Here is a 23902-nt window from a genome sequence, read left to right on the forward strand (position 1 = left end):
CATGACTAAAAAAGTATCTATCAGAAATACTAAAACTGAGATTATTGAAGCTTATCAAGACTTAGAAACTGCTTATAAGGATTTGCAAAAGAAAAAAATTCCAAAAAACACTACTACACCACCTAAAGCAACACCACCAGTTGCTATGACAACAGTAATTCAATCATTGGGTCAATTAAGTAAACAATTTAATACTGCTTTAAGTCAATTATCCAGTAATTTACTGATAGAAGCTTCACAATTAACTGAAGTATCTACTAAAGTAGAAACTGAAAATCGTCATTTAGAAACCTTATACGATTTAAAAATTACAGATCAAAGCTTAAATGACTTGCTCAAACAATATACGGAAAATGCTGAGCAATATCAACAAACACTGCAACAACAAGGTGAAACTTCAGAAAAAGCTTGGACAGAAAAAAACCAAACTTGGCAAACTGAAATCGAAGCTACCAAACAACACTTAAAAGAAGAGGAAGCTGCTTATCACAAACATCAACATCGCAATGAACAAGAATATAAATATGATTTAAGCTTACAACGAGATACTAGCGAGGAAAAATATCAGAAACAACAGCAACAATTACAACAAGTTATTGCTGAAGCAGAACAACAACGTCAGCAAGTGTGGAAACAACGTGAAACTGCGCTAGCAGAACGTGAGCGGCAATTTAAAGACAATCAAACAAAAGTTGAAACTTTTCCAAAAGATTTGGAAGCCGCTATTAAAAAAGCCAAAGATCAAGGTATTGGTATTGCACGTAATCAAACCAAAATTAAGACAGATTTAGCGGCTAAAGAGTTTGCAGGAGAAGAGCAGATTTATCAATTACAAATTCAGGCATTAGAAACTCAAGCAGCAGAACAAACTACCCAACTGAATAAACTTTCTAAACAACTGGAAGCCACTCAGAAACAAGCTCAAGAATTAGCAGTAAAAGCCATAGAAGGTGCATCTAGCCAAACATCCTTCCATGCCTTAAAAGAAATTGCCTTAGAACAAGCGAAAAATCACCCTAAAGCTAAATAAATAGTAGCTGATACTACTGTAATACAGAATTAACACAAGATTTAATTTTATTATGTAAGCTTAGATTGTCGGAAACTGGGCAACTTACTACTTTAAACTCAACCCGGCGATCAATCGCATCTTGAGCATCATCAGTACCTGAACCAACAATATTTTGTGACCAAGCTTTAGCATCAGTTTTTGAGTTTGCCTTAACAAGCTTATAATATGGTTGCAATTTTTGTTGAATTGCTTTTGCACGATTTAAAGATAAATTGCAATTGTAGTCTAAGCCTCCACTACGGCTACTGTGCCCCACAATATGTAAACAAAGATTATTATTATCCTCAAGGTATTGACCGATTTGACGTAACCAAATAGCATATTGGGCTTTCAGCTTGCTATCAAAAGTTACTTTATTCACTAAAAATATAAATTTAATACCCAAGGAATTATATTCTTCAAAATTAAGTGCAACCATCTTTGCAAAAGCTTTTTCAGCAGCATCCCAATTTCCTAAATGAATGTTGGTTTGATATAAACCAATATATGCATTCATCATTTTATGTTTTTCAAACGATTGCAGTTTGCTAAATTGAGTATATAAAGCTAATGCTGTTTGGTAATCTTTATTTTCATAAGCAGTTTCCGCTTGAGTTATTAATGCACCCACTTTTAAAAAATTATTATAATTTTTAGGAACTTGTGCGTCAATATTAAGTTTTACTACTTGTTCAGCAATACTGTGAGAATCTTGGACAATCATAGGGCTTTCTATTACCATGCGAAAATCCAGATCATAATTGGAAATCCAGACATCTGATTTTGCCACTACTTGACCAGTATTTTTATGTATAACGGAGGATATAACATGATAGTAATTAATGTCTTGTTCACGGTATGGTTCATAAGTAAGTACACCATGCATGATATAGTCAGCTTGAATGCTATTTTCATGGATTAAGCGTTTGATACTGAATTTATCACCAAACTTTTTCTGAGTTTCGGTAAAAATAATAAACTCAATTTGCCGACTAACTTTTACAACTTGATGACTTGTGAGATCAATAAAGGGTTCGAATAGTATTTTTTTTTGATCAAAAATATCTAATATTCCTAGCTTATTTTTGATTTGAATTAGCAAGTGATTTGTTAATATAGGAATAGCGACTTCAAAACTAACGGGCAAGCCAGATGGTGGAGCAAGCTTTGTTGGCCTACATGAAACTAATAATGTAATAGATAATCCTAATATAATCAAGGTCATGAATTGTTTAATATGATATAACATAAAATATTCCTGTGTGATTACTAAAATAAATTATGCAATTTATATTCCACTTTAGCCGCATTATCAAAGATATGGAGGGTAATAACTTACAAGCCATGATAAGTAAAATCACCCCAAAATCCCTGACACAAACTCAACATAGCTATAGCAGCAGTTTCAGTACGAAGTATGCGTGATCCTAACCCAACATCTAAATAACCTGCTTCTATAGCGTATTGTATTTCTTCATCTGTCAAACCACCTTCAGCCCCAATTAATACAGTAATTTTTTTATCAATGTCTAATTTGGAAACGCTATTATTTGCTTTTGGGGCTAAAACTATACAATTTTCTAATTGTGTTTTATCAGCTAAATATGTTGTTAAAGTTTGGACTTGATCTAATATTGGCAGGCTATTTCTACCAGATTGCTCACAAGCACTGATAATAATTTTCTGCCACTGTTGTTCGCGTTTATGGATTTTATTTTTATCTATCGGCGGGCTACGTTTACTGATTAGTGGCACAATACGTGTCACTCCTAATTCCACAGCTTTTTGTATGGTATAATTCATATGTTCTGGGCGAGAAATCGCCTGAACTAAGGTTAAATCTAGGCTAGATTCGCGTTCAATATCATGATATTCAAGTAATTGTAATTTTGCATGTTTTTTATCAACTACTATTAAACGCGCTGTATATTCTCCCCCTTCTCCATTAAATAATACTAATTCTGCCCCGACACGTAAGCGTAAAACATTGACCAGATAATGAGCGGCATCTTTAGTTAGAACAATTTCTGCTTCTGCTTTTAAGGCTTGATTTATATATAAACGTGAAATTCTCATTTATAGTTTTTTATCCAACCATTTAAAAATTAACATTAAAATAGCACCAAACACCACCATCAACAACGACGGCACTGCTGCTCGATCAAACAGCCCTAGGGTTAGTATCACTGTTGAATAAATAAGGCTTAAATATTTATCTGACCATTCTTCATTGAAAATATCAACAGCCCAAATTACTAATTGTAACATTGGCATAGCAAATGACAGCATAAATACACTAAATACAAACAGGCTTATCAATGCACCGACTAATCCTGTGGCATGATAGACTTGTCGATTCGACATCTCAGATGAATAATATTTTGTCCCACCTCTGGCTTTTTTCTCAAAATAAATCAGAAAAAAAGCAATCAATACCAAAATGCTAGCTAATTGTGTCGCTACTTCGATAGATCTAAAATCACCCCAAGCAGAGTAAATCGCAGTAGTAAAAGTATCATAATTAAATAATGAGACGACTCCAAAATCAGCCAGTGTCTCCATTAGTGTCACCAAAACACTTGCCACGGATTAGCACCCAATAGTTTTCCTGATTCAATCATGCTGAGTTTTTGACGCTTAAAAGACGCACGACTCATCATATAGACATAAGGGTAAAAAACCAGCACAAATGTCATAATAATAGCCCAAGAACCTGCACGAATATCAAATAGGCACACACTGTGCCTAAGATGGTTACGCCAATACCTACACCAAGCAATAAAATCGTGGTTGATATAATGTTTTTCCAATGAACTACCTATAACGCGCCATTTGCATTAGAAACACCGCTTTAGCAGCAGATAACCATTCTAATAGTTTGATTGCGCCGGCTGGATTTTTTGCATGTTTAGTAACACCAGCATCTGATACTATGTATTAATTATACCTACATCACATTGATCAAACATAATTGCTCTCATAACATGAGAATCTCTTAAATGTTCCGGAATATTCTGGTTTAAAGTTTTACTAATAACTGGCTGAAATAGATTCTGTGAACCTGCATCTACTGTCATCAACATATCTGCATGAGTGTATGCTTCATCTAATAACAATAACTTAGGCGATGGTGCTAATGCACGAGCAAGAGCAACCCGTTGTTGTTCACCGCCTGATAATTGGTGTGGATATTTTTTTTCAATGCCCTCTAAATTAATCAGAGATAACAATTCCTTAACTTTTTGCCCAGTCATATGTGGAAACAAAGAATAATCTTGAAAAACCATACCAATTTGACGATGCTCAGGCTGTACTTGATGTTTGCCAGAACGTGTAAGTGATTGACCATCTAAATTGACATTACCTTTAGTAGTAGAATCTAAACTTATCAATTCTATCATATGATGCAATTGATAACAACACTTAGTTTTATTATGGAATCAGCTTAGAATAGTCATATGTTATAATTTAAAAAAATTGTTTGTCAGACCTGTCAGGTCTTTAGGCCACAAAATATTACCATGTCATACATATTAAAAAATACCCTAAATCAACTAGGAACACAAAAAACCCCGTTTTTATTTGTTATTGATTTTGAAGTAAAAAACTATTATATCGCGCCACTGGATCAATTAGATAATAACATTTACTTTAATATAGATAATTTTTCTAATATCAGTTCTAATAAAGAAATTAATAAACATTATCAGCTTAAAAAAAACCCGATTAGTTTTATAAAGTATAAAGCTGCTTTTGAGGATGTGATTCAACAAATGAGGGCTGGTAATACTTATCTGCTCAATTTAACTTTTCCTACAGATATTGAAATTGATACATCATTATCAGATATTTTTCATGCTAGCCAAGCTCCATTTAAGTTATATTTTAAAGATAAATTTATTAGTTTTTCGCCTGAACGATTTATAAAAATAGAAGATAATATTATTAAAACTTATCCTATGAAGGGAACAATTGATGCTCAAATTCCTGATGCTCATGCCAAAATTTTAAGTTCAGAAAAGGAAAAGGCAGAACATACTATGGTAGTAGATTTATTGAGAAATGATTTATCTATCGTAGCTAAAAAAGTAAAAGTCAATAAATTTAGATATATAGACACTCTTAAAACTAATCATAAACAATTATTACAAGTCAGTTCAGAGATTGCTGGAGAATTAGAAAACGATTGGCATAATAAAATTGGTGATATTTTATTACCATTATTACCAGCCGGTTCAATATCAGGCACTCCAAAACGCAAAACTCTTGAAATCATTAAAACCGTAGAAAACTATAATCGAGGATTTTTTAGTGGCGTATTTGGTTATTTTGATGGTAAAAAATTAGATAGCGCGATCATGATTCGTTTTATTGAAAATCATGGCAAGAAATTGATATATAAAAGTGGTGGCGGCATTACTATTGATAGCAATGCCGCTTATGAATATGCTGAAATGTTAGATAAAATTTATATTCCAGTTTAATTCTAACATTGTTCCCAAGGCAAGCCGTCATAACGCCAACCATTTAAGTTACTACGCTGATTGTTCTTATCTAAATCGCCTTCAAAGCCTGTGTCAATATGAGAAACCTTAGTAAATTCTTTATTGATTAAAGCAATACCAGCATCCATAGAGCGTTGCCCACTACGGCAAATTAAAAGAATCTCAGTGTCTAACGGTTTAAGTTCTCTTACCAATTGACAAAACTCAGGATTGACAGTCCAATCTGGTTCATCTATCCACGGTACTAAAATACTACCAATAGGATGACCCACAAATTTATATTCCGCATAAGAGCGCACATCTAAAAATAGAATATCTTTATTTTTTTGTAGTCTGTCATACCCCTGTTTAGGGCTTAAATCTATTAAATATGTCATAGTTTAAACAGAAACTTCAAACATCCTTTCTAAAGCCAAACGCGCTTCAGCCGCTACATCTTCTGGCACTGTAATTTGATTTACCACATTACCTTCCATTAAGTTTTCCAATGTCCATAAAAAATGTTGTGGATCTATCCGGTACATTGTTGAACATTTACAGGCAATTGGTGCCATATAATCTACAATTTTTCCTTCTGCCTTCGCCTGTCTTGCTAAGCGATCAACTAAATTTACTTCTGTTGCTACTAACCAGCGGCTACCTTTTGCAGATGCTGTAATCGTTTTAATTATATGATCAGTTGATCCCACTTCATCCGATTTTTGACAGACTTCAAATGATGATTCTGGATGAGAAATTATTTTAGCGTCAGGGTATTTGGCGCGATATTGGTCAATATGGTCTGGTGAAAATTGCATATGAACTTCACAAAATCCATCCCATAAAATAATTTTCGCTGCCTTAATTTTTTCATGGCTTAAACCACCATAAGGTTTATCAAAATCCCATGTAACTATTTGTTCTAATGGAATTCCCATTTTATAAGCGGTATTACGCCCTAAATGCTGATCTGGAAAAAAGAATACTTTTTCGCGCTGATTAAATGCCCAATCCAATACATTAGCTGCATTGGTAGAAGTACAAACAATGCCTCCATGACGACCACAAAAAGCCTTTAAATTCGCAGCAGAATTAATATAAGTTATTGGCGTAATTGTTTGATCAGCGTCTAATATAGTGGATAATTCACTCCAAGCTTGTTCAACTTTTGGTAAATCTGCCATATCAGCCATAGAGCATCCAGCAGCTAAATCAGGCAAAATAGCTTTTTGTGTCGGTTTTGATAAAATATCAGCAACCTCAGCCATAAAATGCACACCACAAAAAATTATATATTCGGCTCCAGATTGAGCCGCTTTACGTGATAACTGTAAAGAATCTCCGGTAAAATCAGCAAATTGAAAAACTTCATCACGTTGATAATGATGACATAAAATTACTAAACGTTCACCAAGTGCCGCTTTTGCAGCTTTAATGCGTTGTTGACATTCAGCATCATTTAAAGAAATAAATTGTTTTATTGGAATTGTTACATTATTCATAGACATATTCCCCCTCTTTTAGAGGGGTATTACCATTTAAGCTGGATTTGTTTCTTGTTTCGCTAATTCTTCACGCACCATATTCATATCTAAGCCTTTAGCTTTTTCAATCACCCCTTCTAAATCAGCTCCAGATAAAGCTCCTGCTTGTGAAAAAATGATTATTTGTTCTCTAAAAATCATTAATGTAGGAATAGAACGAATTTGAAAATGACCCGCTAAAGCCTGTTGTTGTTCTGTATTAACCTTAGCAAATACAACATCTTGGTATTTATTAGATACTTCTTCATAAGTTGGTGCAAAAGATTTGCAGGGCCCACACCATTCAGCCCAAAAATCAATAATGATAACATCATTATTTTTTATAGTATCTTCAAAATTGCTTTGTGTTAATTCTATAGTAGCCACATATAATCCTATGTAATAATATTATTAAAAGCTATATTATTACATAATTTCTCATTTAACGTTCAAGAGTATAACGTATATCTGCGCCACTCTCGCTGCCAGTTTCAGTTTCTAAAGTGAAATTATCGGTGAGTGAATAACGTACTTTAAACAATTGGCTACCAGTAAATAAACCAATCCCATAACTAATATATAAATTTGGGTTTAAATATTTACCTATTACAAAAGCGGTTTCATCAATGCTACCTTCTGAAGTAATCATCGCATCGTCTAAGCCTAAACTGTGTGCAAGCTTAGTGGTTAATGATTCACTTTCATCAATTTGCATCGCAATTGCAGCAGCAAATAAACTCGCACCTTCTTTATCTGAAGTGTCTATTAATGGTTTGCCTAGCATTAAATAAGATAAAATATTACTTTGATCAAAGCTTGGTTCAGAAAACAAGTGAATTTGTGGTGACTTAGCATTACCTTGGATTTTTATTCCTGCTCTTACATTTATGTCTCCACGTCTTCTAATCCGTCGAGAAGTTGTAATGTCTAAACTAGGATTATTAACTGGATCATTGGAAAAAATAATTCTTCCTTCATCAACTGTTAAATTTTGCCCATAAGCTTTATAACTTCCACTAATTACTTTTATTTCACCATTAGCAATGGTAGCTTTACCGGGTACTTGTTTAGAAATTAAATTACCATTCAAACGAGCTTTTACGCCATAGCCGCTAAAGCGAACATTATTACCTAAAATCATTTTGATTTTACTAGATACTGCAAGTTTTTTTTCTACAGCTTTAGGCGTATTGTTAGAGTTGACAATTATGACATCTTCAGAAAGACTGATAACATCATTGCTGGCTTTAGGGGGAGTAAACATTGCTGTTGGAATTAGAACTCTACCAGTAATGTTAAGCTTTTCCGGTTTGATTGATATTTTTAAATTAGGTGATGCTAATACCCATGCTTCAGGTATATTTGCTACTTCAAAACTATGAGCTTTAATATTTAAATTACCTTGCCATTTTAAAAATGAATCAAATTTTATATTACCGCCTACTAATAATTTCCCCGGTCCTGATTTTATATTACCTTTTATAAATAACTTATTACTACCATAGCCGCGAACATTAAAATTTACTTTTTTAAATTTTAAACCTAAATCAGGTAATTCAGTAGTAAGATTTTTGCACTTTAATTGTCCATAAATTTTTGGCTTGCTTACTGTTCCTTGCAATTGTAAATTCATTTTAATCCTACCTTTAGTGTTATCTAGTTTTGGTATCACACTAGATATTACCGCTAATTCGCTCAGATTAGCTTTTATTCTACCTCTTATGACTTGGCTGTCATTTATAGGTAGTTTATTAAAGTCTGGTAATTTAATTTTTATTTGTAATCCACTTTTTTTCAATAGACGCAATGTTAATTGACTGTTTAAACCGTATTTATCAATTTTTAAGTTTAAATTACCACCTCTATGGGAAAATTCTTTATATTCATCTTCTGAAATTTGAGTTTTAATATAACCAGATGATAGTTGTAACTTCATAGCTGATTTTAGATCACCATTGGGTAGTAAATCAGTTATTAATTTACCATTAATATTACCTGTTATATCAGTTAATGGCAGCAAACTAGCAATCATATTGAAAGGTAGATGATCAATTTGGATCTGTAATTTACTATTGTGATGTTTTTTCCAATCTAATTGGAAACATAATTTAGCTTTTTGGAAATTGTGCAAACAATTACGAGCGATCTGTACCTCTTCCGCAGAAAATTTAACCTCACTAGTTTTTTGTAATTGCCAAATTCCTAATTTATCTGTAATAATTCTCAGTTTTTTTAACTTGCCTTGCCAACTACTATTATTTTTATTAATTTTTCCTTGTAAGTATGCAAAAACACTTTGCTTATCAGTGAAGTTGAAATTAACTGATAAATCATTAGGTGTTAATTTAACCGCTAATTTATCGGTAAATAAATCAGCAGTTATCTTAGGAGTTGTTAATACATCTTTGATTGTACCAGTTAGATTAACAATAACAGGCTGAATAATAGTAATCTTAAACTTTAAATTTTGTAGATTACCACTAAACTGCCCTTTTCCTGCGATAGAATTTTTTGCAGACCAATTAATATTCATTGCAAGCGCATGTGGTGGTTTTACTCCTAAATAACCATCCACCACTGCATTAAATTTCGGAGATTGAATTTGAAGATATTCTAAGGAAATATTGTCACTATCACTAGATTGTTGCTGTTGTATGAATTTTAGAATTAAATTCTGAAATGAATGAACTTCTGTGATTAATATACAATTAATGAAAATAGAAGATATGACGATTTGAAAAAATCTAATTTTCCTTATGCGTTTTCTCAAAAATTTGAACTCCCGGTGTTAATAATTCAAAACCACCCTTTATGTTAGTACCTATAGTACCTCTAATGTTTGCTATCCAAGCTGGATAATTACGAGATGCTTGTTGTAGTTTTTTCCAAGTTCTAGGACGTATAGTAATCTTTACAGTTTTACCTTGGGTATCAATTATAAATTCTTCCCAGCCATTTCTAAGGGTTTTTGAACCTTGAGGTAGATCGTTGATTTTTATACAAACTTCTAACTTAGCCTTTATTAATTCTTCTGCTTTTGGTCGTTTAAGCCTCTTTTCTTTGGCATGAGTTTTATTTTGCTTGGGTTCGCGCATGGAAGTGATTCCCATGAGTCTGGCTTCTGCATCTTGTTTATGTTGTTCAGATACTTCTCCACAAGAGTTGCCTTCCAAATCAAGACGTATCTTATGGGCAATTAAAGATTTGCAATAATCAATATTTTGTGTATAAATAGCTAATCCAGCTGATATTTCTTCTCTAGGATATTCATAATTTAAAGCTTTATAAATTTTTTTATGAATATACTTTTGTAATGGGCGTATGTTTTCGGCTTCTTTAAAAAATGTTTTAGGGAATTTTTCAAATAAAAATTCTAGCATTGTTACATCTTTTTTTTCTGAATCTGTTTTTTCGGAACAAACAGTTGGTTGTGATTCTAACCATTCCATTGCTTCATTAACATTGTTGCCAATTAAATTGGGTTCAGTATCTTTGTTAAGATACCAGCCATGTTTACCACTACTACGAACATATTCGCAATAAGCTTCATCACCGTATAGTGATGTAGCGATTTCATTTAAGTCAGATTTAGTAATCCGTTTTTTAGTCATAATTTTACAAATTAATAATAATGATGATGATAATGAATATTACTTACCTAATAGTCATTAATTTCAAAGACCTGACAGGTTTTTAAAACCTGTCAGGTCTGGTATTCTACGTAAAAAAATAATTACAAATCTGGTCCGATTGTAATATGTAAACGTAATGGGAAGCCTTCTTCTTCAAGAGCTGTTGCTACATCAAAACGAATTAAGCCAACTGGTGAACGCCAACGAACTCCTAATCCTATTCCGTGTTTAATAGGATCTGAAAAATCATTGAAGGCATTACCCACATCATAAAAAGCAGCTAGATAATATTTATCTAGTATCTGATATTCATATTCTATACTGCCTATAAATAAATTTTTACCACCTATAACAATACCTTCGGTATTTTTAGGTCCTAAACTTTGGTAATCATAGCCTCTGATGCTACGATCACCTCCTGCAAAAAAGCGTATTGAAGGTGGTAAGTCATTAAATTCACCCCTAACTAATGAAACAAAACTGTAGGCAAATTGCCCTCTGGTTATGATTCTTCCTTTGTTAAATAAAGGGTGAATTAATTTTCCGTCTAAACGAAATTGTAAGAAAGATGTATTTGATCCTATATTATTTATAGCACCTAATACATCCATCGTAAGTTTATGCCCTTGCCGAGTATAAATACGATCATCAGCATTTATATAAGACCAATTAATGCTTGGTATTAGTAATTTAGCATGTCCACTATCGCTACCAATAGTATATGTTTCATCATGATATTTTATACCAATAATTTTATTTTTATGGTTTTTATTAACTCCCAAGGCAAATATTTTACTATCACTAGCTCTGATATGTTCATTTTTATAAAGTGCTGTTATAGAAAACAATTCATCTTGATGCCAAGCTTTAGGTACCGTATAACTAGCGATTGCACTTTCACCAATTTCTGCTTGTGTTGCCTTGATAGAAAATTTATGCCCATATCTATTTAAGTAACGTCGTTTCCATTCTAAACTGCCTCTTGCTCCAGTATTGGTTCCATAACCTAAACCAATTGCATATTTGTGTTTTTTGCGTATTCCTAATTTAACTTTGATCGGCAGACGCTGATTTTCTGTTGTTGCTAAACGTAGAATATCTACATCTACTTTATCAAAGTAGCCGCTGTACATTAAGGCATTTTTAAAGGCTAAAAATTTACTACTAGTATAAAAATCACCGGTTTTAAAAGTTACATATCGTTGTAATAGCGATTCATCAAACCAATCTTTTGGAAATATAACTTTACCAAAGCGATAACGTTTTTTGCTATCAAAAATTAATGATATTTCAGCACTATAAGTTTGTTTATCTACGCGAATTTCATGTTTCTGAAATTTTGCATGAAAATAGCCGCGTTCTTCTGCGAGCTGACGTAATAACTGTTTAGCTTGTTTGTATTTAAGATGTTTAAATATTTCGCCAACAGCAAGAGGAAATTTTAGTTGCTGAAAATTTTTATCGTTGTTTGCTGCACCTAGTATTTGTATATCTAATTTGGTGATTGTTATCGTTTTACCTAATTTTATAATATAAGTAGCCCGCCATATTTTAGGCTGTAGTCGTTTTAATTTCGCTCTAACAGTTACATGATAATAACCAAACGCTTGTAAGGCGCGTTTAATTTCTTTCTTGGCTCTTTTATGTAAACCTTTAATACGACCTGTTGACAGTTGTGGATGTTTTTGTCCTATACTTAAATAACCACGTATATTGTCTAGCAGTAATGGATTTTTGATACCAATGATATTAAGCTGTACTGCATGAGGAGTCGCATACAGATTTGAAATAAAGCTAATCGGCAATAATAACGCTATTATGATTCTCATTCATGAATGCTAAAGCTTGTTTGATACGAACTATGCTACGATTTTTACCAATTAAATGAACAGTGGCATCAATTGATGGAGATATTGTACCACCAGTTACTGCAACTCGTAATGGTTGTGCTATTTTACCTAGTTTTAGTTCATATTTTGCTGCAACTTTATGAATCAAGACATGAATTGCATCAGCTTGCCATGTATTCATTTGTTCAAATTCTGTGCATAGATTAGCCAGCGCATCATAAATAGCAGGCTTTAAATGTTTTTTGGCGGCTTTTTCATTTAATTCCACTGTATCAGTAAAGAAAAAGCGGCTATTTTCTGCCATTTCTTTCAAAGTTTTTGCGCGTTCAGCTTGTAGCTTAATAACTTCAGTTAAATTTGGACCATTTTTAGTATCAATATCTAATTGCTGGCAATGAAACTGCAAATGTTCTACCAATTCTTCAGCGGCAGTAGTTTTAATGTATTGTTGATTTAACCATAGTAATTTATCAGGATTAAAAGTTGAGGCGGCACTATTAACAGATTTTAGATCAAATAGTTCTATCATTTCTGTTAGAGAAAATATTTCTTGATCGCCATGTGACCAACCTAAACGTACCAAATAATTTAATAATGCTTGTGGTAAATAACCCTCATCTCTATAATTCATGACATTGACAGCACCATGCCGTTTAGATAAGCGTTGCCCATCACTACCTAAAATCATTGGAACATGAGCATATTGTGGTACTTTAGCTCCTAAGGCTTTTAAGATGTTGATTTGACGAGGAGTATTGTTTAAATGATCATCCCCACGAATTACATGCGTAATACCCATTTCTGAATCATCAACAACTACTGTCAAATTATAAGTTGGAGTAGCATCAGAACGTGCAATGATTAAATCATCTAGTTCTTTATTTTGAACTATAACATCACCTTTAATTAAATCCTTAATAATAACCTCACCTTCTTGAGGATTTTTAAAACGAATAACAGGTTTAACGCCAGTATTTAATATTGTGTCAATATTACGACAATGACCATCATAACGAGGTTTTTCTTTATTAGCCATTTGTTTAGTACGTAATTTATCTATACGTTCCTTAGAACAATAACAATAATAAGCTTGACCAGTTGCTAATAATTGATCAATTGCATCATTGTAACTATCAAATCGTTTGGTTTGATAAAATGGACCAAGATCATGCTTTAATCCTAACCATTTCATACCATCAAGAATCGCATCTACAGAAGCTTGTGTTGAACGTTCACGATCAGTATCTTCAATACGTAATACAAATTCTCCTTTATGTTGACGTGCATATAACCATGAAAATAAAGCGGTACGAATACCACCGATATGTAAATAGCCTGTTGGGCTAGGTGCAAAACGAGTACAGATTGTCATTTTTTAAAAACGTTGTTAAAATATTGGAATTTCAATTTAGTATATCACCTTATGACAACTCGACAAAAAGCAATAAGTTTAATTGAGTTAATAATAGTTATTATAATAATCGGCATTATAGCTGCTATGAGTATTCCTGTTTACAAAGATTATCTGCAAAAAGCTAAAGTACATGAAGCTAGAATTTTATTTATTGATTTTAAAAAGTCAATAGAAAATTTCATCGAAGATAAAAATGATTTTCCGCCTTCATTAGAAGCATTAAGTGATTTTTCTACTAAAGCTTATTATGTTACCAAGGTAAAATATACTCATGATGACAATCCAAAAATTGTAATGACTTTAGATGGATTTATAGATCCAGAAAATACCATTGCATGGATATGGGTTAAACAAGGAGTATGGTCATGTCGTCATACAGACACTGATGCCACTACAATTAAATTAAAATATCTTCCTAAATTATGTCAAACATTAAAAAAGTAGTTTTAGCCTATTCCGGCGGTTTAGATACTTCCATTATTTTAAAATGGTTGCAAGATGAATATCAATGTGAAGTAGTTACATTTACTGCGGATATTGGTCAAGGCGAAGAGGTTGAACCAGCGCGTGCTAAAGCGGAAGCTTTTGGTATAAAAGAAATTTATATTGAAGATTTACGTGAAGAGTTTGTGCGTGATTATGTTTATCCAATGTTTCGCGCTAATACGATTTATGAGGGTGAATATTTATTAGGTACTTCAATTGCTCGCCCATTAATTGCAAAACGTTTAGTTGAAATAGCTACTGAAACTGGTGCTGATGCGATTTCACATGGTGCTACTGGTAAGGGTAATGATCAGGTGCGGTTTGAGTTGGGTGCTTATGCTTTAAAACCAGATGTTCATATTATTGCTCCTTGGCGTGAATGGGATTTGAATTCACGTGAAAAGCTGTTAGCTTATGCTGAAAAACATAATATACCAGTAGAAATGAAACGTGGTAAAAAATCTCCATATTCAATGGATGCTAATTTATTACATATATCTTATGAGGGCGGTATTCTTGAAGATCCTTGGGCTGAGCCAGAACAAGATATGTGGCGTTGGAGCGTTTCTCCTGAAAATGCACCAGATAAAGCTACAGAATTAGAGCTAGAGTTTGAAAAAGGCGATATTGTAGCAATTGATGGTGAAAAAATGACACCAGCTCAAGTATTGGCTTACTTAAATAAGCTTGCTGGTGCAAATGCTGTTGGCAGACTTGATATTGTTGAAAATCGCTATGTAGGTATGAAATCACGTGGTTGTTATGAAACACCCGGTGGCACTGTGATGTTAAAAGCTCATCGCGCTATTGAGTCTTTAACTTTAGATCGTGAAGTTGCGCATTTAAAAGATGAACTAATGCCTCGTTATGCGACTTTAGTGTATAACGGTTACTGGTGGAGTCCAGAGCGTAAGTTATTACAGGAAATGATTGATTCATCACAACAAACTGTCAATGGAAAAGTTAGAATCAAACTCTATAAAGGTAATGTTATAGTGGTTGGGCGTGTTTCAGAAACCGATAGTTTATTTGATGCTAAGATTGCAACCTTTGAAGATGATGAAGGTGCTTATAACCAAAAAGATGCTGAAGGATTTATTAAGTTGAATGCTTTACGTTTGCGGATTGCGGCAGGGTAAATAATAAACCTGACAGGTTTTAAAAACCTGTCAGGTTTGAGAGCCATGTAGTTCATGGGCAACACTGTTGGTCGGTTCCGTAAACTTCACTGACCCTACAGCGCAGCGGAATAATAAATCATGTTCAAAACATGATTAGCCAAGATATATTCGTGGTACTAAACACTACTATGAAAATGAACTTCATACAACAAATCAAAATAGAAAATTACAAATGCTTCAACAATTTCAAAGCTGACAGTTTCAAAAGAGTCAATCTATTATATAATGGATGCTAATTTATTACATATATCTTATGAGGGCGGTATTCTTGAAGATCCTTGGGCTGAGCCAGAACAAGATATGTGGCGTTGGAGCGTTTATCCTGAAAATGCACCGGATAAAGCCACACGGTTGCGGATTGCGGCAGGGTAAATTAGTTCCGCTGTACTAAAAACCGACCAAGAGTGTTGCTTATCCTTGATCACCCATATTATTAACAATATCACATGGACCCTGATATTGTGCTGGCACATTGGCTGGACATTTGCCACACATTTGATTACCCGGCACTGCAAAGTCAATTTTTCTTGGATATGGCAAATTGAGATTATTCATAATTTCTATGAATTCTGCTTCAGTTTTGCCGCTTAGACGAGGGTTACGTTGTTTTTCTTGACCAATAGTTGATATTTGTCGCTTTTCATAATCATGACCCGGATAAACTAGGGTTTCATCTGCTAAAGTAAAAAACTTTTGTGTAATACTATGATAAAGAGCTTGTGGATCACCTGATTGAAAATCAGTACGACCACAAGCTTCAATCAATAACGCATCTCCTGAAAACAGTAATTTTTGTGTACCATCATCAACTAAATAAGCGTGATGTGTATCAGTATGACCGGGGGTATATAAAGGCTGAATTTCTATACTGCCAACACGAAAAGTTACACCTTCTTTGATTCCTAAATCTGCACACTCTAATTGATCCATTTCTGGAACCACAATTTTACTATTTGCCAATTCTCTCATTTTACGCGCACCGGTTAGATGATCGGCGTGAATATGAGTTTCTAAGGTATAACTAGGCTTTAAATCAAGTTTCTGTAACAATTCCAGATCGCGTTCTACTGTGTCTATCACAGGATCAATCAGTATTGCCTCTCCAGTTTCTTCGCAAGCTAATAGATAAGTATATGTACAAGAATCTGCTTCAATCAGTTGTTTAAATAACATTTTTTTAGTTCCTATTGTCAACACTTAAAGTCAACATATCAGCAATATTATTTACATTAGAGTTATTAACCAAATAAGCTATACCTCTATGTAAGTGTAATTTAAATTGTTCATTTAAATTTTTTTCAGATAGTTTAAAACCATCTTGTTTACAACGTTGTATTAGTAAAGCTGAATATAAATCAGCATTTTTACCTGCAAAAATTTTCCAAGTCATTTCAACAGAACTATTCAATTTCAATTTTTTTTCTTCTGGTGGAATTGAAGCTTCTTTTAAAGAAAGACAAAAACCCCATCTACATAATACATTCCAATTAGTAATACCAGTTTTACGTTTTAAAACGACTAATTGATTTTTAGCTCGTTCAGATAGTTTTACTGTTTCAATCATATTATTTTAAATCCAAGCGCGTACACAACGTTTATAAGCTAAATAAGTTTCACCAAACTTTTTTTCTAACACTTCTTCTTCTGGCTTTATTTGTTGTATATTCAAAGTTATAACAAAGAATGGTAGAATAAAAAATGCTATTAAGCCCCCTAAATAAATTGCCCAACCAATTAACATTGTTAATAATCCTAAATACATGGGATTACGACTAAAACGGTACATTCCCCTAATTACCAATTCACTAGCATTTTCAGGTTTTATCGGATTAGGTGTGGTGCGCACTAGAAGAAACAAAGTTAAAGACCATAAATCTAATAAAATGGCAATTGCAATTAATCCTAATCCTAGCAGTTGCCAAGTTTCTGGGAAAATTTGCACAATTGGCATATATTTATCAAGTAACCACATTATTGTGGCAAAAAACAGCATATATATAGGTGGAGGGATAATTAGTTTTAACATAATATATTGTGGTATAATACTATAAAATTAACACAAATTAAATTAATAACAAGGATAAATTAAAAATATGCGTCAATCGCTAGTTGTTGGTAATTGGAAAATGAATGGCTCTATTCAAAGTAACCAATCTTTATTAGAAGCCTTAAAAGCAGGAATGTCAACTGTCAAAAACTCTGAAGTTGCTGTATGTCCACCTTTTATTTACTTGCAACAAGTAAGTGAAATATTAAAAGACACTGCAATTGGCTGGGGTGGTCAAACTCTATCTGAACAAGATTCAGGCGCGTTTACTGGTGAAGTTTCTGCTAATATGTTGCTTGATTTCCATTCTAAATATGTGATTGTTGGTCACTCAGAACGACGTAGCTTATATGCTGAAAGTGACCAATTAGTAGCCGAAAAATTTGCTAAAGCACAAGCGGCTGGTTTAATACCAATTTTATGTGTCGGTGAATTATTAGAACAACGTGAAGCTGGTGAAACTGAAAATGTGGTAAAACGACAATTAGATGCAGTCGTAAATTCACAAGGCATAGCAGCTTTAAGCAACTCAGTAATTGCGTATGAACCAGTATGGGCAATTGGCACTGGCAAAACTGCAAGCCCAGCACAAGCTCAAGATGTTCATGCTTTTATTCGTCAACAAATTGCAGCACAAGATGTTAATGTTGCAGAAAAAGTCCAAATACTATATGGTGGTAGTGTAAAAGCTAACAATGCTGCTGAATTATTTGCGATGCAAGATATTGACGGTGGTTTAATAGGCGGTGCATCCTTACAAGCAGAAGATTTTTTAACAATTTGCCAAGCTGGCTAAAAAAATTTTATTGATAAAAAAATGTTTCATGATATACTAGTAGTAGTTCATCTTATAATTTGTTTCGGATTAATTGGATTAGTATTAATCCAACATGGAAAAGGTGCAGATGCTGGAGCTGCCTTCGGTGGCGGCGGCGGTGGTGGTGCATCAGGTACAGTATTTGGTAGTCAAGGTTCGGGATCATTTTTAACTCGTACCACTGCTATTTTAGCAGCATCATTTTTTGTTACATGTTTGGTTTTAGCTTATTTTTCTATGCAGAAAATAACGCCTAAAAGTATTGTGGAAACACAACCAATTGTGACAGAACAACAGAAGCCATCAGTTTCTACAGATGATGAGACTCCAATAGTTCCAGAATAAAGATTTAAGCCGATGTGGTGGAATTGGTAGACACGCTATCTTGAGGGGGTAGTGGCGCGAGCCGTGCCAGTTCGAGTCTGGCCATCGGCAAACTTATGTTTTTATTGATAAAACCAAAGCATCCTCTCTTTCTTGATCTCCATTCGGATAATATCCTTTACGTAGCCCAACCTGTTTAAAACCAATTTTTTTATAAAGGCTAATTGCCGCTATATTCGATGGGCGTACTTCTAAAAAGACGCTTTTTGTGAATTGAGTAAATTGCAATAAATGTTCTAGCATTTTTCGCCCATAGCCATAAGTTTGTTGTCTGGGATGAATGCATAGGTTTAAAATTTGCGCCTCATCCAACACTCTTATCATTAAACCATAACCTACAATTGTTTGATTTACTTCTAAAACTTCTGCCTGATAACCTGCTTTTAAGCAATCCTGAAATGTTTGTAATCGCCAAGGAAAAGGATATGCTGCTGTTTCAATTTCTAATACAGTTGCTAAATCGGCAATTGTCATTGGGCGTATATAAATATTTCTCATCATTGCTTTGTAAAAATTTTAGCAATTAATTGCAAATCTTGCCAAGCATTAGCCTTTTCAGTTGGGCGATGTAATAAATATTTTGGATGATAAGTTACTATTAAAGGAATTTTTTCATCTCCATATTCAAATACTTGACTACGTAATTGAGTGATTAAAGTATCTGTTTTTAATAGTTCATGAGCTGCAATTCTACCTAATGCTACAATTAATGTAGGTTTTATTGAGGCAATTTGTTCTAAAAAATTATCACAAATATAAGCTATATTAATAGACTCTCTTTTGAAATCAATAGCGTATAACATTGCATCAAATATTTTGTCTGCCTTTTCATTTTCCTTTGGAGCTTCAGCAATAAACATTAAATTAGCAGGAGGTGGAGTTGGATCTGGTATATTCCGCCGTACCCATACTTGAATACCCATCGCATTCAAGTATTGAGCATGAAGTGATTCTTGATTATTCACCATACACTTCTTGTAATGCCACTATTTTGCCATCACTACTTATAGCTACTAAGGTTTCATCTAATACCATTGGCGCAACCTTGATACTAGCATTATCAATTTGATGGCGAATCACAAATTTGCCATCTTCACGTTTCATCCAATGTAAATAACCCTCTAAATCTCCAACCACTACATAATCATTGATTAGTGCTGGAGCTGTTATAGCACGAGCTTTTAATTTTTCTTGTTTCCATGCAAATTCTCCTGAAAACCTATCCATTGCAGCAACATAACTATTACTGTCACTGATATAAAGATAATCTGAATCTATATCTAAACCAGTATAAGAGGATGATTTCTTTTCCCATACCAATCTTCCTTTCACTAAATCAATAGCTACGGTACGCCCTTGATAACTGGTTACATAAACTATGTCTTTATATAAGATAGGATCAGCGTCAATATCAACTATTCTGTCTAATTCGGTACGCCCACTTGGTGTGGCAATTTGAGTTTCCCATAATACTCTGCCGGTTTTTAATTCTAAAACTGCCATTTTGCCATCATCAAAACCAGCAATGATAAAACGCCCGGTTAATATTGGTGAACTGGTTCCACGTAAGCTTAGTAATGGAACTCGTGGGCGTTCATAAATCCAAAGACGTTTTCCTGTTTGGCTATTTAGAGCAGATATTTTGCCATCAATAGTACGTATTATGACCACACCTTGTTTTATACGAGGTGTTGCTAATACTTCACTAGAAACATTAGTATGCCATTGCTTAGTACCATCTATTTCTGATAATGCAATTACATCACCTTTATTGCTGCCAATTACAACTAAATCTTCACCTACTCCTGCACCTGCTGAAATAGGTATATCTAATTTTATTTTCCAAATTGATTTTCCATCTGTAAAATTAAATACACGTACATGTCCCTTTGGGGATGTAGTAAATAAATTACCATTTTTTAGGTTTGGCTTTAGCTTTAAAAAGTATTTATCAGTTCCCGCACCAGTATTAGCTGTCCATATAGTTTTTAGCTGTAAACTGGGAGCAAATTTAACTAAAGGTGCAGGTGGTTCACTATTATCTTTACTTTTAAACCAACCACAGCCATTTAGTAGTAGCAATAATAAAACTAAAACTAGTTTAGTTGGTACTGTCATTGCCGTAATCATCAACAGTTTTGGGTAAAGGTATAGAATTAGGAATTGCTACCTTAATTGTACTGTCATTGCCGTAATCGTCAACAGTTTTAGGTAAAGTTATAGAGTTAGGAATTGCTGCCTTAACTTGTACTTTATTGCCTAAATTATCTAATTTCATTTGCACAATTTGACTAGTAATGTCAGCTTTTAAAGCTTCTCCGTAAGCAATCCGTGCTTTATCAGTTTCATTTTCTATTACTGCAATATCACCATTTAATTCTGCATAAGCACTTTTAAATTTACCTGCTTCAATATTGGTGATTAATTTTTTTGCCTCGGCTACTTTTTGTTCTGATAAAAATAATTTCGCTTTATGTAAGCGAGCAATGTGTTGTAATTCCTCTAATTTTATATCTTGATCAAGTATCCATTGTAAACGTATATGAGCACTGGCTAAATCTTTTTTTATTATATCTTGACGTGCCATATTCAAAGCAGCCAAAATCGCATAAGGGCTATCACTGTGATCAGTTAATAGTTTGGCGGTGATATTTTCTGCATTTTCTAATTCCTCATTTGAAACTGAAGTTTGCATACTTTCATATAAGCGCGAGGCTAATTGCCCTTGTTGATCTGTATAAGTATTATACCAACGCCAGCCAAATAATAAACCTACTCCTACCAGCACTCCAATAAAAATTGAGCTACCATTGTCTTTCCACCATTTTTTAATTGCTTCTAATTGTTCTTGTTCAGTTTCGTAGTGTGCCACTCTTATTCCTTTATTAATTGTTTTAAATTATCTGCTAATTCAGATATTGATAATAATGTTTGTTCTGATTTTTTACGTAGATTCTTTATTGCAATTTGCTGTTTATGAAGTTCATCTTCACCAAGTATTAACGCGAATTTAGCAGCACTTTTATCAGCGCGTTTAAATTGAGCTTTAAAACTACCACCACCGCAATTAGTGATTAAACGTAGTTCTGGTAAGGCTGTGCGTAAAGATTCTGCTAAGGCAAAACCTTGCTGTTGCACTGTTTCGTTACCTACCATGATCATATAGATATGAGGATTAATATCGCTTAATTGCAACTTAGATTCTAATAATAATACCAGCCGTTCTAAGCCCATTGCAAAACCAACAGCAGGAGTTGAACGCCCACCAATTTGTTCTACTAGAGTATCATAACGCCCACCTGCACATATAGTGCCTTGTGCGCCTAATTCTTGTGTTACCCATTCAAATACGGTGCGATTATAATAATCTAAACCACGTACTAGTTGGGGATTAATACGATAATTAATACCTGTTTGATCAAGAATATTCTTTAATTGCTGAAAATGTGTTTGTGATTCTTTGTCAAGATGATCTAATAATTGTGGTGCTGATTGTATCAAATTTTGCATTTGAGGATTCTTACTATCCAAGATTCGCAAAGGATTTGTGTTTAAGCGGCGTTTACTGTCTTCATCTAATTGACTTTCGTTAGCTAAAAAATAATCTACTAATTTATTTCGATAAACTGCTCTTGCTTCAGCACTACCAAGAGAGTTAATTTGTAATTCTAAATTATCAAGCCCTAATTTTTGCCAAAAACGCGCTGTCATTAAAATTATTTCAGCGTCAATATCAGCACCGGTTAAGCCATAAGCTTCTACACCAAGTTGATTAAATTGTCGATATCGACCTTTTTGCGGACGTTCATGACGAAACATTGGACCGATATACCATAATCTTTGTATTTGATTATAAAATAATCCATTTTGAATGCCGGCTCTGACACAACTAGCAGTTCCTTCAGGGCGTAATGTGAGATTATCAGAATTACGATCTACAAAGCTGAACATTTCTTTTTCAACAATATCAGTAACTTCCCCGATAGAACGACTAAATAATTCAGTTGCTTCTAATATGGGCATCCGAATTTCTTGATAACCGTAACTTTCTAATACTTGATGAAGTGTATGTTCTATATGTTGCCAAATCGGTGTTTGTGCTGGGAGAATGTCATTCATTCCCCTGATAGCTTGAATTTTTTTTTTAGACATAAATTATTATTAATTACCTGAATGTGCCCTCAATTTTATGTAAAATCGTATTTGTAGTATTTGTAGGGTGGGTAGAGCGAAAGCGATACGAAGTCAGCGAAGCGAAACCCACCAAGGTAGCTAAAATGGTGGGTTTCGCTTTCGCTCTACCCACCCTACATGAAAGATTGTGACATCAAACTAAGATCATATTCGCACTACCTTCTTAATATCGCAATCCATCGCCATAAGCTGAGTAGGCTAACTAATGAACTAGCAACATAAGTTAAAGCACAGGCGGTGAGAATTTTACGTGCTGCTTTTTGATCAATTTCATTAATATATTGACCTTTTTCTAATATTGGTAAAGCGCGATTAAAGCTAGCATCCAATTCTACTGGTAATGTTATTAAATGAACTAATACTGAAGCCCCTAAACTGGCAATACCACCTAAAAACATCAAAACACCAGCGGCAGGAATACGCGCAATTAAAGCAATAACAGGAATCAGCATCATTAAACCGGCACCAACTTTTTCAGCAATTTGCGCAATACGCACTAACTTGGTGCGATTATGTAAAGCCTTATAACCACTATAATCTTGAATAGCATGTCCAACTTCATGAGCCGCTGTAGCAACTGCGGTTAAAGATTTACCATGAAAATTATCTGAACTTAAACGTACAACTTTCTCTATAGGATCATAATGATCCCCAGCTTCAGTAATCTCAACTTTAACAGCCATATTAAATTGTTTTAATAAATGTTGAGCTAATTCACCGCCAGTGCCGGGGAAATCATCACGATGTCGGCTATACTTTTTTAGAACTCTTTTAGCCCAAAACTGGGGACCATAAATGATTACCAATAATAGTAATAATAATATTATTATCATCATATT

General features: G+C 33.8%; 27 protein-coding genes, 1 tRNA gene and 1 pseudogene. 8 read left to right on the forward strand and 21 right to left on the reverse strand.

The features are described 5' to 3' along the window. Window position 1: 1 nt before the first annotated feature. Window positions 2-1030 (forward strand): hypothetical protein, encoded by a 1029-nt coding sequence (locus BHU68_RS01640; protein WP_069469706.1) that lies wholly within the window; start codon window positions 2-4, stop codon window positions 1028-1030. A 13-nt stretch (window positions 1031-1043) separates the two neighbouring features. On the opposite strand, the gene BHU68_RS01645 is transcribed toward BHU68_RS01640, so the two are convergent. The 5 genes from BHU68_RS01645 to BHU68_RS18125 all read right to left on the reverse strand — a co-directional run bounded on the left by BHU68_RS01645 (window position 1044) and on the right by BHU68_RS18125 (window position 4452). Beyond that, window positions 1044-2300 (reverse strand): OmpA family protein, encoded by a 1257-nt coding sequence (locus tag BHU68_RS01645; protein WP_069469707.1) that lies wholly within the window; start codon window positions 2298-2300, stop codon window positions 1044-1046. An 86-nt stretch (window positions 2301-2386) separates the two neighbouring features. Further along, window positions 2387-3127, reverse strand: coding sequence for a 16S rRNA (uracil(1498)-N(3))-methyltransferase (locus BHU68_RS01650; protein ID WP_069469708.1), 741 nt, complete (start codon window positions 3125-3127; stop codon window positions 2387-2389). Then, window positions 3128-3613, reverse strand: a complete 486-nt coding sequence (locus BHU68_RS01655; protein WP_069472789.1) for a hypothetical protein — start codon at window positions 3611-3613, stop codon at window positions 3128-3130. A 5-nt stretch (window positions 3614-3618) separates the two neighbouring features. Beyond that, complete coding sequence (locus tag BHU68_RS17480; RefSeq protein WP_216092593.1) at window positions 3619-3789, reverse strand: ABC transporter permease subunit; 171 nt, start codon at window positions 3787-3789, stop codon at window positions 3619-3621. Window positions 3790-3981: 192 nt separating this feature from the next. Then, window positions 3982-4452, reverse strand: coding sequence for an ATP-binding cassette domain-containing protein (locus BHU68_RS18125; protein ID WP_069469710.1), 471 nt, complete (start codon window positions 4450-4452; stop codon window positions 3982-3984). 120 nt (window positions 4453-4572) lie between these two features. Between BHU68_RS18125 and BHU68_RS01665 the strand changes: the two genes are divergently transcribed. Further along, the gene (locus BHU68_RS01665) at window positions 4573-5535 is read left to right on the forward strand and encodes an aminodeoxychorismate synthase component I (protein WP_069469711.1); all 963 of its coding nucleotides are present in this window, start codon (window positions 4573-4575) and stop codon (window positions 5533-5535) included. 2 nt (window positions 5536-5537) lie between these two features. Here BHU68_RS01665 and BHU68_RS01670 read toward each other — a convergent pair whose 3' ends face one another. From BHU68_RS01670 to gltX, 7 genes are all read right to left on the reverse strand, one after another. After that, entirely contained in the window at window positions 5538-5933 is a 396-nt protein-coding gene (locus BHU68_RS01670; protein ID WP_069469712.1) for a rhodanese-like domain-containing protein, read from the reverse strand. Window positions 5934-5936: 3 nt separating this feature from the next. Further along, complete coding sequence (nadA, locus tag BHU68_RS01675) at window positions 5937-7037, reverse strand: quinolinate synthase NadA (RefSeq protein WP_069469713.1); 1101 nt, start codon at window positions 7035-7037, stop codon at window positions 5937-5939. Window positions 7038-7073: 36 nt separating this feature from the next. Further along, window positions 7074-7445, reverse strand: a complete 372-nt coding sequence (gene trxA, locus BHU68_RS01680; RefSeq protein ID WP_069469714.1) for a thioredoxin — start codon at window positions 7443-7445, stop codon at window positions 7074-7076. A gap of 55 nt (window positions 7446-7500) precedes the next feature. Continuing rightward, window positions 7501-9828 carry a translocation/assembly module TamB domain-containing protein gene (locus BHU68_RS01685; RefSeq protein WP_069469715.1) on the reverse strand — a complete coding sequence of 776 codons (2328 nt, stop codon included), beginning with the start codon at window positions 9826-9828 and terminating at the stop codon, window positions 7501-7503. Beyond that, window positions 9803-10669, reverse strand: coding sequence for a ProQ/FINO family protein (locus BHU68_RS16210; protein ID WP_083234177.1), 867 nt, complete (start codon window positions 10667-10669; stop codon window positions 9803-9805). The genes BHU68_RS01685 and BHU68_RS16210 overlap by 26 nt, the downstream gene beginning before the upstream one ends. A gap of 122 nt (window positions 10670-10791) precedes the next feature. Further along, window positions 10792-12519, reverse strand: coding sequence for an autotransporter assembly complex protein TamA (locus tag BHU68_RS01695; protein ID WP_069469716.1), 1728 nt, complete (start codon window positions 12517-12519; stop codon window positions 10792-10794). Beyond that, entirely contained in the window at window positions 12485-13912 is a 1428-nt protein-coding gene (gltX, locus tag BHU68_RS01700) for a glutamate--tRNA ligase (protein WP_069469717.1), read from the reverse strand. Before gltX ends, BHU68_RS01695 begins: the two co-directional genes overlap by 35 nt. Before the next feature lie 51 nt (window positions 13913-13963). Between gltX and BHU68_RS01705 the strand changes: the two genes are divergently transcribed. The 3 genes and pseudogenes from BHU68_RS01705 to BHU68_RS16215 form a co-directional block, all read left to right on the forward strand. Then, window positions 13964-14398, forward strand: a complete 435-nt coding sequence (locus tag BHU68_RS01705) for a pilin (protein ID WP_069469718.1) — start codon at window positions 13964-13966, stop codon at window positions 14396-14398. Beyond that, on the forward strand, window positions 14377-15579 hold the full coding sequence (locus BHU68_RS01710) for an argininosuccinate synthase (RefSeq protein ID WP_069469719.1): 1203 nt from the start codon (window positions 14377-14379) through the stop codon (window positions 15577-15579). The genes BHU68_RS01705 and BHU68_RS01710 overlap by 22 nt, the downstream gene beginning before the upstream one ends. 261 nt (window positions 15580-15840) lie before the next feature. Then, a pseudogene (locus tag BHU68_RS16215) lies at window positions 15841-15981 on the forward strand (argininosuccinate synthase); the annotation flags it as partial. A 51-nt stretch (window positions 15982-16032) separates the two neighbouring features. Here the strand turns inward: BHU68_RS16215 and BHU68_RS01715 are convergent. Genes BHU68_RS01715 through BHU68_RS01725 form a run of 3 tightly spaced genes read right to left on the reverse strand, consistent with a single transcriptional unit; the run spans window position 16033 to window position 17647 of the window. Then, window positions 16033-16794, reverse strand: a complete 762-nt coding sequence (locus tag BHU68_RS01715) for an MBL fold metallo-hydrolase (RefSeq protein WP_069469720.1) — start codon at window positions 16792-16794, stop codon at window positions 16033-16035. A 4-nt stretch (window positions 16795-16798) separates the two neighbouring features. Next, window positions 16799-17185: a DNA sulfur modification protein DndE gene (gene dndE / locus BHU68_RS01720; RefSeq protein WP_069469721.1), complete on the reverse strand. Its 387-nt coding sequence runs from the start codon at window positions 17183-17185 to the stop codon at window positions 16799-16801. Between the two features lie 6 nt (window positions 17186-17191). Continuing rightward, on the reverse strand, window positions 17192-17647 hold the full coding sequence (locus BHU68_RS01725; protein WP_069469722.1) for a methyltransferase family protein: 456 nt from the start codon (window positions 17645-17647) through the stop codon (window positions 17192-17194). Between the two features lie 67 nt (window positions 17648-17714). On the opposite strand from BHU68_RS01725, the gene tpiA reads away from it, so the two are divergent. From tpiA to BHU68_RS01740, 3 genes are all read left to right on the forward strand, one after another. After that, window positions 17715-18464, forward strand: a complete 750-nt coding sequence (gene tpiA / locus BHU68_RS01730) for a triose-phosphate isomerase (RefSeq protein WP_069469723.1) — start codon at window positions 17715-17717, stop codon at window positions 18462-18464. Between the two features lie 21 nt (window positions 18465-18485). Beyond that, complete coding sequence (gene secG / locus BHU68_RS01735) at window positions 18486-18830, forward strand: preprotein translocase subunit SecG (RefSeq protein ID WP_069469724.1); 345 nt, start codon at window positions 18486-18488, stop codon at window positions 18828-18830. A gap of 8 nt (window positions 18831-18838) precedes the next feature. Then, window positions 18839-18920: transfer RNA gene (locus tag BHU68_RS01740), tRNA-Leu, on the forward strand. A gap of 3 nt (window positions 18921-18923) precedes the next feature. Here BHU68_RS01740 and rimI read toward each other — a convergent pair. The 6 genes from rimI to BHU68_RS01770 all read right to left on the reverse strand — a co-directional run bounded on the left by rimI (window position 18924) and on the right by BHU68_RS01770 (window position 23899). Further along, a complete protein-coding gene (rimI, locus tag BHU68_RS01745) occupies window positions 18924-19370 on the reverse strand; it encodes a ribosomal protein S18-alanine N-acetyltransferase (protein ID WP_069469725.1) in 447 nt (148 codons plus the stop codon). Continuing rightward, on the reverse strand, window positions 19367-19834 hold the full coding sequence (locus BHU68_RS01750; protein ID WP_216092853.1) for a uracil-DNA glycosylase: 468 nt from the start codon (window positions 19832-19834) through the stop codon (window positions 19367-19369). The genes rimI and BHU68_RS01750 overlap by 4 nt, the downstream gene beginning before the upstream one ends. Next, window positions 19827-20987, reverse strand: a complete 1161-nt coding sequence (gene bamB, locus BHU68_RS01755; protein WP_171899484.1) for an outer membrane protein assembly factor BamB — start codon at window positions 20985-20987, stop codon at window positions 19827-19829. The genes BHU68_RS01750 and bamB overlap by 8 nt, the downstream gene beginning before the upstream one ends. Beyond that, window positions 20971-21741: a YfgM family protein gene (locus BHU68_RS01760; protein ID WP_069469728.1), complete on the reverse strand. Its 771-nt coding sequence runs from the start codon at window positions 21739-21741 to the stop codon at window positions 20971-20973. Before BHU68_RS01760 ends, bamB begins: the two co-directional genes overlap by 17 nt. Window positions 21742-21743: 2 nt before the next feature. Further along, window positions 21744-23021, reverse strand: a complete 1278-nt coding sequence (hisS, locus tag BHU68_RS01765) for a histidine--tRNA ligase (protein ID WP_069469729.1) — start codon at window positions 23019-23021, stop codon at window positions 21744-21746. Between the two features lie 197 nt (window positions 23022-23218). Beyond that, window positions 23219-23899 (reverse strand): zinc metallopeptidase, encoded by a 681-nt coding sequence (locus BHU68_RS01770; protein ID WP_083234270.1) that lies wholly within the window; start codon window positions 23897-23899, stop codon window positions 23219-23221. Window positions 23900-23902: the final 3 nt, after the last annotated feature.

The sequence above is a fragment of the Candidatus Marithrix sp. Canyon 246 genome (assembly GCF_001723685.1).
GTDB lineage: Bacteria > Pseudomonadota > Gammaproteobacteria > Beggiatoales > Beggiatoaceae > Marithrix.

Bases quoted from the DNA above. Each gene is read 5' to 3' on its own strand.
- tpiA (WP_069469723.1), top strand. From the start codon at position 17,715: ATGCGTCAATCGCTAGTTGTTGGTAATTGGAAAATGAATGGCTCTATT.
- BHU68_RS01665 (WP_069469711.1), top strand. From the start codon at position 4,573: ATGTCATACATATTAAAAAATACCCTAAATCAACTAGGAACACAAAAA.
- BHU68_RS01715 (WP_069469720.1), bottom strand. From the start codon at position 16,794: ATGTTATTTAAACAACTGATTGAAGCAGATTCTTGTACATATACTTAT.
- BHU68_RS01695 (WP_069469716.1), bottom strand. From the start codon at position 12,519: ATGAGAATCATAATAGCGTTATTATTGCCGATTAGCTTTATTTCAAAT.
- BHU68_RS01770 (WP_083234270.1), bottom strand. From the start codon at position 23,899: ATGATGATAATAATATTATTATTACTATTATTGGTAATCATTTATGGT.
- BHU68_RS16210 (WP_083234177.1), bottom strand. From the start codon at position 10,669: ATGACTAAAAAACGGATTACTAAATCTGACTTAAATGAAATCGCTACA.
- gltX (WP_069469717.1), bottom strand. From the start codon at position 13,912: ATGACAATCTGTACTCGTTTTGCACCTAGCCCAACAGGCTATTTACAT.
- BHU68_RS01645 (WP_069469707.1), bottom strand. From the start codon at position 2,300: ATGTTATATCATATTAAACAATTCATGACCTTGATTATATTAGGATTA.
- dndE (WP_069469721.1), bottom strand. From the start codon at position 17,185: ATGATTGAAACAGTAAAACTATCTGAACGAGCTAAAAATCAATTAGTC.
- BHU68_RS01710 (WP_069469719.1), top strand. From the start codon at position 14,377: ATGTCAAACATTAAAAAAGTAGTTTTAGCCTATTCCGGCGGTTTAGAT.
- hisS (WP_069469729.1), bottom strand. From the start codon at position 23,021: ATGTCTAAAAAAAAAATTCAAGCTATCAGGGGAATGAATGACATTCTC.
- BHU68_RS01670 (WP_069469712.1), bottom strand. From the start codon at position 5,933: ATGACATATTTAATAGATTTAAGCCCTAAACAGGGGTATGACAGACTA.
- secG (WP_069469724.1), top strand. From the start codon at position 18,486: ATGTTTCATGATATACTAGTAGTAGTTCATCTTATAATTTGTTTCGGA.
- BHU68_RS01705 (WP_069469718.1), top strand. From the start codon at position 13,964: ATGACAACTCGACAAAAAGCAATAAGTTTAATTGAGTTAATAATAGTT.
- BHU68_RS18125 (WP_069469710.1), bottom strand. From the start codon at position 4,452: ATGATAGAATTGATAAGTTTAGATTCTACTACTAAAGGTAATGTCAAT.
- rimI (WP_069469725.1), bottom strand. From the start codon at position 19,370: ATGATGAGAAATATTTATATACGCCCAATGACAATTGCCGATTTAGCA.
- BHU68_RS01640 (WP_069469706.1), top strand. From the start codon at position 2: ATGACTAAAAAAGTATCTATCAGAAATACTAAAACTGAGATTATTGAA.
- BHU68_RS01655 (WP_069472789.1), bottom strand. From the start codon at position 3,613: ATGGAGACACTGGCTGATTTTGGAGTCGTCTCATTATTTAATTATGAT.
- nadA (WP_069469713.1), bottom strand. From the start codon at position 7,037: ATGAATAATGTAACAATTCCAATAAAACAATTTATTTCTTTAAATGAT.
- BHU68_RS01650 (WP_069469708.1), bottom strand. From the start codon at position 3,127: ATGAGAATTTCACGTTTATATATAAATCAAGCCTTAAAAGCAGAAGCA.
- bamB (WP_171899484.1), bottom strand. From the start codon at position 20,987: ATGACAGTACCAACTAAACTAGTTTTAGTTTTATTATTGCTACTACTA.
- BHU68_RS01725 (WP_069469722.1), bottom strand. From the start codon at position 17,647: ATGTTAAAACTAATTATCCCTCCACCTATATATATGCTGTTTTTTGCC.